This is a genomic window from Chitinivibrionales bacterium (assembly GCA_014728215.1).
In the GTDB taxonomy this organism is placed as follows: domain Bacteria; phylum Fibrobacterota; class Chitinivibrionia; order Chitinivibrionales; family WJKA01; genus WJKA01.
On record WJLZ01000043.1, the window covers coordinates 17349 to 29893 of the forward strand.

10 protein-coding genes and 1 pseudogene are annotated in these 12545 nt (G+C 47.3%); 2 read left to right on the top strand and 9 right to left on the bottom strand.

Annotated elements, in window-relative coordinates; translation table 11 throughout:
• Positions 1 to 109: 109 nt before the first annotated feature.
• Positions 110 to 757, top strand: coding sequence for a hypothetical protein (locus GF401_02840; protein ID MBD3343980.1), 648 nt, complete (start codon positions 110 to 112; stop codon positions 755 to 757).
• 110 nt (positions 758 to 867) lie between these two features.
• Here GF401_02840 and GF401_02845 read toward each other — a convergent pair whose 3' ends face one another.
• The 7 genes and pseudogenes from GF401_02845 to GF401_02875 all read right to left on the bottom strand — a co-directional run bounded on the left by GF401_02845 (position 868) and on the right by GF401_02875 (position 8732).
• On the bottom strand, positions 868 to 4188 hold the full coding sequence (locus GF401_02845) for an AAA family ATPase (GenBank protein MBD3343981.1): 3321 nt from the start codon (positions 4186 to 4188) through the stop codon (positions 868 to 870).
• Positions 4189 to 4199: 11 nt separating this feature from the next.
• Entirely contained in the window at positions 4200 to 5438 is a 1239-nt protein-coding gene (sbcD, locus tag GF401_02850) for an exonuclease subunit SbcD (GenBank protein ID MBD3343982.1), read from the bottom strand.
• A gap of 470 nt (positions 5439 to 5908) precedes the next feature.
• Positions 5909 to 6175 carry a hypothetical protein gene (locus GF401_02855; protein MBD3343983.1) on the bottom strand — a complete coding sequence of 89 codons (267 nt, stop codon included), beginning with the start codon at positions 6173 to 6175 and terminating at the stop codon, positions 5909 to 5911.
• Between the two features lie 23 nt (positions 6176 to 6198).
• Positions 6199 to 6540, bottom strand: coding sequence for a hypothetical protein (locus GF401_02860; GenBank protein ID MBD3343984.1), 342 nt, complete (start codon positions 6538 to 6540; stop codon positions 6199 to 6201).
• 49 nt (positions 6541 to 6589) lie between these two features.
• Complete coding sequence (locus GF401_02865) at positions 6590 to 7237, bottom strand: histidine phosphatase family protein (protein MBD3343985.1); 648 nt, start codon at positions 7235 to 7237, stop codon at positions 6590 to 6592.
• 555 nt (positions 7238 to 7792) lie between these two features.
• The gene (locus GF401_02870; protein ID MBD3343986.1) at positions 7793 to 7963 is read right to left on the bottom strand and encodes a DUF1156 domain-containing protein; all 171 of its coding nucleotides are present in this window, start codon (positions 7961 to 7963) and stop codon (positions 7793 to 7795) included.
• Positions 7960 to 8732, bottom strand: a pseudogene (locus GF401_02875) (AAA family ATPase). Before GF401_02875 ends, GF401_02870 begins: the two are co-directional and overlap by 4 nt.
• Between GF401_02875 and GF401_02880 the strand changes: the two are divergent.
• Complete coding sequence (locus GF401_02880) at positions 8731 to 10146, top strand: hypothetical protein (protein MBD3343987.1); 1416 nt, start codon at positions 8731 to 8733, stop codon at positions 10144 to 10146. The pseudogene GF401_02875 and the gene GF401_02880 overlap by 2 nt on opposite strands.
• Positions 10147 to 10509: 363 nt before the next feature.
• Here GF401_02880 and GF401_02885 read toward each other — a convergent pair whose 3' ends face one another.
• On the bottom strand, positions 10510 to 11106 hold the full coding sequence (locus GF401_02885; GenBank protein ID MBD3343988.1) for a hypothetical protein: 597 nt from the start codon (positions 11104 to 11106) through the stop codon (positions 10510 to 10512).
• A gap of 336 nt (positions 11107 to 11442) precedes the next feature.
• On the bottom strand, positions 11443 to 12225 hold the full coding sequence (locus GF401_02890; GenBank protein MBD3343989.1) for a hypothetical protein: 783 nt from the start codon (positions 12223 to 12225) through the stop codon (positions 11443 to 11445).
• Positions 12226 to 12545 lie beyond the last annotated feature (320 nt).

Genomic DNA, 12545 nt, shown 5'->3' on the forward strand with positions numbered 1-12545 from the left:
AACCCACATTGGCATAAGTTTTGTATGTATAAAACAGCAAAATACGATTAAGGTTAATCAAAAGTAATATCTGTATATCTATTCATCTTAACCGGGAAAGGATGTCTTTATGAAGTTGACACACCTTGTTTCAGTATTCCTATGTATCGGCTTTACAGCAGCAGGCATCATGGCAAAATCACCCTATACCAAACCAAACAACAGTTGGATATCCCTGGAGGGTACCATTGTCGCCACGACCGACAACACATTTGATCTTGATTATGGTCAAGGCATCGTAACCGTCGAAATGGATGACTGGGACTGGTATGAAGAAGGGAAGGCATTGATCGTCGGCGATGATGTAACCGTCTACGGCCGTGTCGATGATGACCTCTACGAAACAACCTCGATTGAAGCCCAGACTGTGTATGTCGATGATCTCAACACATTCTTTTATGCCAGTGCGGCCGATGAGGAAGATGCGGATATTTATATCGCGCCCATCTATTCCGATTATGATCTCCAGCTTACCGGGAAAGTGACATCGGTGAGTGGACGTGAATTCACTATTGATGTTGGCAAAAGAAAAGTCACTGTTGATACTGATAATATGCCCTATAACCCCCTGGACGATGCCGGTTATCAGCAGATCGAGAAAAATGACTGGGTAACCGTGTCGGGTGATATCGAATACGATCTCTTTAACAACCGCGAATTGGAAGCGGAATCGATCGTAACCCTTTTAGACAACAGCAAGAGTAAAAAAAATAAATAGTCAGTAGCCTCGCGTAATACCGCAACCGGGCAGAGGTGTTTCCTCTGCCCGGCGGTATTTTTTTTCTTCCGCTTTCCAGCCCCGGTTTTGTATTCTTAGCGCCGACTTTTCTATTTGTTTTTGCCTTTAAAAACATGCCCCTCTTCTTCAGCTCGAGACACGACATTCTCCAACCTGTCAAAGCTGCTCCTTTTAATACAGCCCGGACCGGATAGTGAACTGCGGCCACCGGAAACAGGGGTTATGGTTATCTGTGTACCGATTCTTTCCTTCAATGCAGATACATGGGAGATGATTCCGATCAGCTTGCCGCCCTGCTGAAGGCCGGACAATGTTTCCAGAGCGGTTTCCAGTGCTTCTTCATCCAAGGTTCCGAAGCCCTCATCGAGAAACAGGGAGTCCACTCGGACTTTTCGGCTGGCCATTTTTGAAAGCCCCAATGCCAGAGTCAGGCTGACGATAAAGCTTTCACCGCCCGAGAGGTTCTTGGTAGATCTGATTTCACCGGCCTGATAATTATCAATGACATTCAGCTCCAGAGGTTGCTGTTCATCACGGATAAGCAAATAGCGGTCGGTCATTTTTTCCAACTGCCGGTTAGCATGGGAAACCATCAATTCAAAGGTCAGGCCCTGAGCAAAGTTGCGGTATCTTTTCCCGTCAGCTGAACCGATAAGACCATGCAGTTTCTCCCAGCGATGACACTCTTTCTTCCGGGCTTCGATGGCCGACTGCTTTTCCTTGATTCGTTCTTTGGCTGCCGTGTTCTCCTGCAGCTTGTGCTTGAGACCGGCAATGGCGTCGCGCGATTCTTTCAGGGATTTTTCATATTCTTTGAATTGCGGCTCCAGCTCCTCACGCGTTTTATCGGTGAGATTCCTGGCGATCTCGGTGGCCAGGCGCCTCTTCCGGTCTTTCTGTTTGGCCTTGAGCTCGGTTTGTGCCTCATCCAGCTCCTTTGCCCGCGAAGATAAGATTTCCCTTTCCTCATTGTTCAGCCTGGCCTCAAGGAAAAATTTTTCATCTTCAAAACCTGCCGGCACCAGAGCCGCCGAAAAGGCAGTTTCCGCTTTATTCAGTTCCGGCTCTCGCTGCCCGAGACGCTTTTTCAATGATTCACTATGTGTCCTCGCCGATGTCAGTTTCTGCTGTAGCTCGGTATTCAGGCTTCCGGCTTTCTTTTCTGCTTCCTCGGCATCCGCAATGGCTTTGTACAGGCGGGTTTCTTCTTCGTCGGGCTTTTTGTCGCCATACAATTTCTTCCGTTCATCAGTTCCGGATCTATGTTCCTTTTTCAGCCGCTCCAGATTTTCCAGTTTTTCAGTCAGGGCCTTGACCTGAGTTTCAATCACAGCGTCCAAACGCTTTATCTCGCTATCGATGGCCGCGATCTGTTTTTCGATTTCGGTCTTTTGCTTCAGCTGTTTCTGCCATGCCTTCAGCCGAGCTCTGAGAGACTCGAGCAGTAATGAGACCTCTGATTCCGGTATTTCCTTTATGCCGAGTGGCTGAAGTTTCCCTGATACTGCCAGCTTAAGCTCTTCAAAGCTGGTCCGAAGTTTGGTGAGGCCATCCTTCATTTCTACGAGGCCTTTTTCAGCGGCCTTTCTGTCATTGACAGCATTGGTTTCCAGCTTCTCGCTGTCATTGAGGTTTTTACGGCAAGCGGTTTCCGCTTGTTCCAGTTTTTTGATGGCGGTTTCCTGATCTTCCGCCTTGGTGATCAGTTTGGTCAGCGACTCGATCTTATGCTCGATTTCATCGGGCACCGGAACATTTCCTTCGGCAAAAGGATGCTCGGTCGAACCGCAGAGCGGACACGGTTTGCCATCTTCCAGCTTGGCCCGGTGGTCTTCAAGCTTCACGATCTTTCTGATGTATGATATTTCACGAAACAGGGTTTCCTTCTCCGTGCGATATTCCCGAAGCAATTTATCGCCCAACATTTCGCTTAAGGCCTTTTTTGCATGCTGAAGACTTTTTGTGGCTTCATCCAGCTCCTGCTTGCGGAAAGAACATTGCTTTGTGGCTGCCTCCACTGTCTTTGAAGCTTCCGCCATGGCAGCATCAGCATTTTTGAGATCGGTTTCTTTCTGAGCGATCTCTTGTTGTCCGGCGAGGAGGTTGCCCACCTGTTCTTCAATACCGGTCAGGCCACCGATCAACCATTCATCCTGCGCATGCTCTTTGAGATAGTGCTCTGCAGTCTCCAGCGTTTTTTCGGCCTCGGTGTGCTTTTCCTGTTCCTTCACCCGTGCCTGTTTGTCCCTCTCGATCTTCGCAGCTTCCCTGGTGCAGGTCTCAGCGCCATCTGAAATGGTCTTGACCTGCTGCGCGATCTTTTGATCAAGCGAACGGATTTTCCGAATCAGCGGGCCTGCCGCTTTCAGATTTTCTTTGGATTTGATGGTGAGCTGCTCGGCGGCCTTGCAAGCTTCAGCTTGTGCGTTTGCAGAGATTTCCAGTTCAGGAAGTGCGGATTCCTCTGTTTTCAATGCAGCCTGATCGTCCGCCTGCTGTTTACGGAGGGCTTTGAGCGTTGCGTATGCTCCATCCAATGACGCTGCTTTAACGGCCCGTTCAAGTTTGACTCGTTCCGGTTTGAACGCTTCTGTATCGACCTGCAGTTTTGCAGCTTCACCCGTAAGACTGTGAATTTCTTTTTTCAGATCTTCAATGGTGGTCAGCCATGTGATGGCCTTACCGGTGTCAATCGACTTACCGGCAAACTCGGTCTCCTGTTTCTGCTTTGCCTCAAGGTCGTGCCGAATCTCTTTTTCCTGTTCCGGCTCCAGAATCACAATGCCGGCTGTTTCGGCGTGCAGCAGGTTCAGTTTTTCCTGCTCATCACGTCGGCGTTCATGAACACGGCGTGAAATTTCGGAATAAATCTCGGTTCCGGTAATCTGCTCAAGTATTTTTGACTTCTGCTCATCGTCAGCCTTCAGGAAGGTATCGAATCCGCCCTGAGCCAGCAGGATGGATCGAGTGAAACGCTCAAAATCCATCCCGGTTTTTTCTTCAATAACACCACCGACAAGACTCTTCTTTGTTTCGATTGGTTTCCCGGTGTCGGCATCCACTATCTGGTGCACCTGATCCTGCAGCTTACCTTCAGCCTTTTTCCGCGCGCGGCGCTGTTCCCAATGACACCGGAACCGGCCGGCCCGGGATTCAAATAATACCTCGGCATAACACTCACCGGTCTGGCGGGACATGATCTCATTGCCGTTTTTATTGATTCTGTCTAGTCGCGGCGTTTTCCCATAGAGGGCGAGACACATCGCATCCAATATGGTGGATTTGCCCACACCGGTCGGGCCGGTCAGGGCAAAGATTCCGTTGGAAACATATTCGGGAATGGTGAAATCTATGGCCCATTCACCGTAGAGGGAGTTGAGGTTCTTAAATCGGAGTTCAAGTATCTTCATAATCAGCCTCGCTATTCGGCGTTTATGTCGTCTTCATCAAGAGACTTGATTATTTCGTTATAGGAGACTGTCAGTTCCTCCCGGTCTTCATCCGGTACCTCAAAGGCATCCAGACAGCGGGTAAAAACATCTCCGGCATCCAGATCATCGAGGGTTTCATCTTCCGCAACCGTACTGATTACCCGGTCCATGATACGCCGGTTTTTTATCCGACGGATTTCCATGGCAGAGCCAGCCATTGCTTCATCGAGCATCTCGCGCAGGTTGCCGATGATCTCGCTACCGGTGTATTCAATCTCAAGCCATGCCGTGCTTTCTTCCATTTTCAGTTCTTCCAGCTTTGCATGGATATCATCCAGAGAGCCTGCAATGCGGACCAGCTGCTGAAAACACGGAACAGGAAGCTCTTGGATAATTGGCGTGGTGCAGTTGAACCCAATGAGCATGACCTTCTTTTCCTGCGTCGCTTCACCATAGCCCATTGGGATTGGCGAACCACAGTAGCGTATGTGTTCCGCGCTGCCGACAGCCTGAGGAACATGCAAATGTCCGAGGGCGAGATAGTCGACTGACAAAGGGAAAACATCCTCGCCGACATGCGCCAGCGATCCAACATAAAGTTCCCGAACACCATCACCGTCAGCGGTCTTCCCGCCCGCCGTAAAGAGGTGCCCCATGGCAACGATGGGAACGCAATCATGCCCGGCGCTTTTGAATTCGGTTCGTTTCTGTTCGGCAATACCGCAAACATTCGCGTAGTGGTTTTTCAGCCCCTCAACGAGCTTGGCGTTTTTGTCATCGATCGTTTCTCCCGGTTCGACCGTCCGGATATCCTTATCCCGTAAATATGGCACTGCACAGACGATAGCCTCCGGCGTGTCATCCGTATGAAGAACAATCACCTCGTCATGTAAGGCCTCGGTCATGGAGCCGATCACATACACATTCAGTGCCCGCAAGAGTTCCCCGGGAGCATTCAAAAATGACGGTGAATCATGGTTCCCGGCAATAACCACAACATGACGGCAACAGGATGCAGCAACCCGAGAGAGGAATCGATAGTAGAGCCCCTGTGCCCGGTTGCTGGGGGTGCTTGTATCAAACACATCACCGGCGACAAGAAGGGCATCGACCTGTTCATCTTCAATGGTTTGAGCCAGCCAGTCCAGGAAAGCCGAAAACTCCTCATAGCGCTTCCGCCCGTAAAGGGATCGGCCTAAATGCCAGTCTGATGAGTGCAAAATTTTCATTGAGTCTCCCCCACTCTCTGTGCTTCTTCAACAACCATCTCAGCTACACCGATACTTTGAAGGAACGCCGAATACCGACCAGGACCCGTTTCCTTGATTTTTCGTGATATGTATTTGGCTATGGTCTTCATCTCTGGAACATCAATCGGTAAAATGTCGCGTTCAAATACACCCGCTAAAATCATTGTTGATGCGGTCCCCGAGCAACGCGCCCAATGCATTATAAGATACTTGTTTTGCCGCTGTCACATTCAAGAACCTAAAAACAGATCAGTCTCTTCATCGTTTCTCCCCGGTCTTCTTGGCAGCCACGACGGCCGCCTCGGCCACCTTCCCGTTATTCTCCTCGTTCCCGGCCAAGGTTAGTTGCTGGCCAAGGTCGGTCGGTTTTTTTCTGATTATATGGATGAGATATGATAGGAGATGAGATTTGGAAAGGGGATCTCCATCACCTTTAAAACCTACACAGTTTAAAAACTATTATGTGCAAAAAGAGATATTTTGCCGGTATTTTCAGGCTCATAGAGCCGGTATGTCTGTAGAAAAAAGCAAGAGAAAAACCCTCTTGAGGTTCGTAGAACCGGCATGTCTTCGTTTTCACTGCAGAGCTGCGCTATTCGGCGGGAATAAATCACCCCTTTGAAATACGCAAAAAGAATGATTTTTAACAGGATCCGTGGATCATATGCCGGTGCTCCGGTTTCATCATTCCGGTACCGATCATCGAATATAGACATGTCCAGGGAATCAATTACATCACTCAGCGCTTAAAACGATTCTGAGTAACTATTTCTTCCGACAATATAATCCGCATTCCTAAAATTGTTCTCTTCAAGTCATCAATAATGGCTGTATTGTAAGGGCTCGCAAGCGACCTCATCAAGTAATCAATTCTGGGACCGATTAATAAAATATGTATTCTGTTTTGATGGAAATAGCCTAATCGAATCATGATTGGAAATGAAAGATATTCAGTGATTGCCCCAAATCTCTCTGTACCTGTTGCTCCTTGAATGTCTTGTTTATAACCTTTTGAAGCATATTCAATTCCTATAACAATACTTGTATTTGGAGTCCTAATGAATTCGCCATTAGCATTCAAGATTATTCCCATTCTTCCTTCATAAACATCTTCTCCGTCAATCAGCAGCTTATTGTATAGGAGTCCTCATTGAATAGAAGTACCATAATAGGGTAATACTTCTGACCTGCCATGTCCAAATGTTAAACAAATGAACAGCACCAGTATCTGTATCAGATTTATAGCTTTTCATAATGCTTTCATTTCCATATTTTTCGATGGGGATTTTTAATGCTTTATAGAAAAGGCTCATTACAATCCCGCCGTGAGATACAATCAGGAATGTCTTTCCCTTATTTTTCTCTACCAATTCTTCAATGCATTCTATGGCCCTAACATATCTGTCCATGCTTGATTCACCATCAGGAAGGCGGTACTCAGGGTCGCCGCTTTGGAATCTCTTCCATTCTTCCGGGTATTTGTCTGCAAATTCATCCTTACTCAACCCCTGCATTAAACCCAGGTTTCTTTCTCTCAATCTTTCTTCTCTCTTAAATTCTTTTCCAATTACCTTAGAAATTTCTTCTGCAGTTCCGACAGCGAGACCAAGATCACTACTGTAAAGTGCGTCAAATTCATATGCTTTCAGACCTTGGGCTAATGCTTTGGCCTGTGATACGCCAGCGTCTGTCAAATCCCTATTCAAGTGCCCCTGCTGAATGCCTGCTTTATTCCATTTTGTTTCGCCGTGTCTCACTCCCAGTATTCTGGTATTCATCTTTATTATTTTTTTCTATGGTTTACGGCGCGCTTTTTTGTCTTTTGGTTTTGCCTGTGCCCAATTGCCTACAACTCCACATACCGCGCAACCCCATACCCTTTCATTTATAGTAGCCTCAAAGTGCCGAATATATTCTTATGGGAACAGAGTATGCATATTTCCGTGATTTCAGTTGCACACGATAATCGCTATGGATGAACATAAAATTCATATGCATTTGAGGCATCGCTTTTCAATTATTAATAAATAGAAATCACCGTTATTATCCATGGAAAGAATATATAAATCGGCAATCGAAAATCAAACAAAATCTGCTTGAAATTGCTTGTCAGCCGAAAACCGGCAAAACCCCGGATCCTTCACAGCATCCCACAAATAATATCAATCTCCCCATCCTTCTCCTCAACGAGCCCTTTCGCCAACTTCTCGATTACCCTGATATTTTTCTCACTCGCATCGTCGAGGTCATCGTTTTTGCGGTTCAGTTCTACCTGGAACCGGAAATAGCGGGGGGATTTTCTTTTGGGCGGGAAAATTTGTTTGTGAGCCGAATCACCTCGATATGCTCCTGGGCAGTCTGGAGGCAAAAACGACGGCTCGGCACACCGGCAGCGCCCTTCGTGCCCACCATTGGTGAAGAGCCGGCAAGCCGGTTTTTATATTCTTGATTTTTAATTCTATATAATTCGGGGGAATTAAAAGCTGGGTTGTACCTCTCCTCACCGGGGGGCGTTGCGGGGGCTCTCCCCCGCAGAAGGGGGTGCGTCCAAGACTCGCCACTGCGAGGCTTGGACCAGGGGGAAAGCTTTCCCCCACCAAAGGCGTTTTATTATAGGCTTGATTATAGCTATGCGCCAAAGCGCATTGGGGGGAGTTGTATAACAGGCTTCATTGCAGTGGTCCGACCCGCGTTGTTCCAATACAAGAAATTTCCTCGCATTATTGCCAAAACTGTAGAATATGCCATGATTATCGTCATCGACGTTGATAATTGGAGAACATTTGTATATTTGCTCAAAAAGAAAGTGGAAATAAAGAGCTGTTCGTAGCTATCCTGTTCAACAATTTCAGTGTTAATTAAAGCATAGACGAAAAACACATGGTTGACGTCTAAGCTTGATATCGGGTCATCAATCCAGATTATTGGCTTTTCTCCCTTTGTCTCGCTATCGTGCAGTTTTGCCATAAAATAGCAAAAGGCTATTAGACTGCATTCCCCTTCGCTAAGGTGATGTGCTTTATGATCACCACGTACAATCTCAAAACGGATTTTCTTTTTTTCCATTATTGGGTCATCAGCCTCAATAGCCCGTAGGGAAAGGAAACCATGGCCAAAAAAGCCATATCCGGGCTGTCGATGCACATGCAAGTTATCATTGCAGGTAATGCTGCTTTTTATTTTTTGCACCTGGATTTTTGCCGCGGAATCACAGCCGGGTGATCCGGGATGGGTATTTGATGAATCCCGGTACGACGACCGGTTTCCCGCCATGATTGAATGGGCCAAGGCCTGTGTCGAAGGCGGTATCCCACTTCACGGCAGTACCCCGGTCAAACGTACCCTGACACCCATTGCCGGAGATACTGATCTATCTGATAACATCCAGTCGGCAATCGACGATGTTGCCGCTGATGGCGGCGGCGTCATTCTGCTCGAAGCGGGAGATTATCCGATACAAAACAGCATCGATCTGAAATCCGATGTCATCCTGCGCGGCGCCGACAGAAATACGGTCAGAATTATCTCCCGTTTGCGCGCATCGTCCTCGTCAAAGAAAAATTCCGTCAGTATGAAAGATATCAGCGGCGCAGGTATCGAGGATCTCACGCTTTACTTTGATGCCAATGGTGTCGAACCCATTGACCGGGATAACCTGACCGATGGCGGCTGGTGCGGAGACTGTTTTGAGAACGATCCGAATGGCGTTGACAATCTGTATGTACGTCTTCTGTACATTGCGAACAGCACCAACTGCTGGCTCGATCATTGCCGCATCCTTGAATCCGGTACCGATCCGGTCTATCTGCAGGGCACCCATCTCACATCACGGAACAATTTTATCGACCGTTCCTACAATAAAGGCGGCAGCGGCAACGGCTACTTCGATATCCGGGGCAGCCATTGTCTGATTGTACAGGATACAGTCAAGCGGATACGGCATGTGGCGGTGCAGCAGGGAGCTGAATATACGGTGCTCTACAAATGCCACATCGAGGTTGATGTCAATTTTCACAACAAAGACAATGGGCATAATCTGGTCGAGCAGCACACGATTTTGCAGCCGACCTGGCATGGATGGGATATTTTTTCAACCGGCGGTGCATCATATGGCCATACGCCTCCCGGACCGGATAATTTACCGTTCAACAACACAACGGATTATAAAAAACAGGGCCCCCGATACGCGGAGCAGGATGTTGTCTACACCTTTCTTGATTACGGCGATCCAACCGAATCGAATCTGCCGACACCATCGGAGGGAACACTCTATGCGGTCAAAAGAACTACAACAAGAAACAAGCAATTCGATATCAGCAACACAAAGCGAATAAGCCGGCAGTCAAAACAAACGAAAATTGTAGCAGGTATCGATTGCTCCCCAAAGGCGGCATATCAAAAACGCATGTATACAATCCTCGGAAGGCCGCAGATATTGACTAAAGACAACATGTATATTCCGGGAGTGTATTTCGCATTTGATAATATCCAGCAGCAGCCAACCAACTACCAGCAGCTCAGCCTGGTGAATAGTGATATTTACACTTTTATTATATTTACATGCGGAGACGACCGGCGAAGGCAGACCCGCAGCATGCACCCGTCCAACAAGAAGGGCAAAAAGTGCCGGAGCAGGACAGCGCAGCACAAAATGCTTATTATACCGGCAAGCTTCGGGCCCCAATAGAAGATGGCTGGAAACGGGTTGTCCAATACGAGACTTATCGTTGTCTTGAGCGATTGCGGCCAGCTTTCAACCGGACCAAGTGATGTCCGCGCCCAGTCTTTGGATTCAATCCGCTTGCTCATTTCACCGGGAATGGTGCGAAGAATCTCTTTGAAGTCGCGATTGGTCAATGTAATTTCCTTTGCGCTAGTTATATAATAGCAGTCTTGTCCAAAATAGAACACGGGTTGACGCGGATCTGAAAAGTATCTGATTTAAGATATTAATGCTGCTATTTCGATGAACAGTCCCTGTTTTTCTTCTTTTTTCCTTAACAATCAATCTAAAATCCGTGAATATCCGTAACATTCGTGTTCTATTCTTTTATGATAGTGAAAAATAGAATGTCGCCCCTTTACCGACGTCCCCCTCTGCCCATACCTTGCCGCCATGACGACCGATAACCCGCTGCACGATCGACAGCCCCACTCCCGTACCCCCAAACTCCTTCTCGGCATGCACCCGCTTGAACGGCTCGAAAATCTTCTGGGCATATTGCATGTCGAAGCCCTCACCGTTATCACGAATAAAATAGATAGTCCGGTTATCCCTCACCATGCTGCCGAATTCTATACGGGCAACCTCTTTTTTGGCCGTGAATTTCCAGGCATTGCGCAGCAGATTCTCCACCGCCAGATGGATCAGCCGGGGATCGACAGTGGCGCGAATATTATCCTGAACCATAAACTCGGCCTGCCGCTCGGGTGCCGTGCTCTTCAGCTCCCGAAGGTAGTCGCGAACGAGGGCGCTGAGGTCGACCTCCTCCCGGTGCATCTCCTGCCTGCCGGCGCAAGACAAGTTGAGCATATCATTGATAAGCCGCCGCATTTTCTCGACGCCTTCATTGATATGCCGCAGACAGACTCGTCCATCATCATCAAGCATTTCGGCATAGTCTTCCGCGAGAATCTCCGCAAACACACCGATGGTGTGCAGCGGATTGCGAAGGTCGTAGTACTGCTTTTCGCGTCGACTAAGGTTTCTTCGTCCCTGTCATTCATAGCAATCTTTCATGGAACCCGGTATACCAGCTTACTTCTAATGGATTGGAAGTCACATTTGTGCAATTATCGTGCCCGAATCGTGTTTGTTCAATGTCCTTATGCCGCCGCATTTTAATCAATTCGTTCCGGTTTATTGATACTCACGGAATGCGTTTATGTAAATTTTGGCGAAACGCAGTGGAGTAAAAATATAATTTGACCGGACTGATATATGATATATGATATGAGATGAGGAAAGGGGATTCCATTCCCTTTAAAACCCATTTGGAAAATGCCTATTATATTCATGCCGGTAATGCCGGCATGCGTGGGCTGAGTGGGAAGCGTTGAGCGGTTCTTTATTCTTTATTTTTGGCGCCGCTTCTTTTCCCTTTAAAAATCTCATGATGGATTTGCCTATGATTTCTCCTGACCTCTTATGGTATCCTCCAGAAAGGACCATCAGGATTGGGATTTGTTCTTCTATTGCTTTCATGAGCACATAGTTATCTCTTTGGATTATTCCTTCCGCGTAAACGCAAAACCCCTCACCTTTTTCCGCCTTTGCATGATGATACCCGCCCGATAAATTTATTGCCCAGCCATACCTCATTGCCAATTCGGTTCCTAAAATTGTTCCGCCGGTTGCACGGAGCTTAGGTTTTAACATTCCACCTCGAAGTACAAAAGGCGGCAAAAATCGTAGGGCTGGTATCCCTGTTATGCGTGCCACTACTTTCGAACGTCTGAGAGACTCGAGATACTCTTCTGAATGTATGAGTTGAAGCTCTTTAGTTGTGACCATTCGAGGCTCATCAAATTGCTTCGAGCAAAGCTTCATTTCTTTTTTCAGTCTTCTATAAATCCTCGTGTATTTCTTTGTATCAAAAGGATGGAAGTTTTCGATGCCAAGTACGGAAATGTTATAACCCGGGGAATAAATAATCGGAAGTGTGTCGCCACAAGGAGGCTTCATTCCCGCAGAGGCTTGAATTGCGAGAAGGAAAATTGCGCTTGCCAATTTCTTCATTTCTTCTTTCATTCTTTTCTTTTTCATCCTTCTACCTGCGCCATTCCATTTCTTAAAAAACCGCCCTAATTGCGTACAACCATTTTGCCCAATGTGGCGGGCCTGTCAAGGCCGGCACACGTTGGCTGTCGTGTGCCTGTAGTTGGCTGATCTCTTTTGCGCAGCCCTGGCTATTTCAACTTTAATTGGATTTCCTTTATTGTCAATAACATATATTTTCCCATGGAGGTCTTTCATAGATGGAAAGAATATACAAATCCGCAAGCAAAAATCAAATAGGAAATCTGGAAATATCTTGTCAGCCGAAAACCGCCCCACCCCGAATTCTTCACAGCATGCCGCAAACC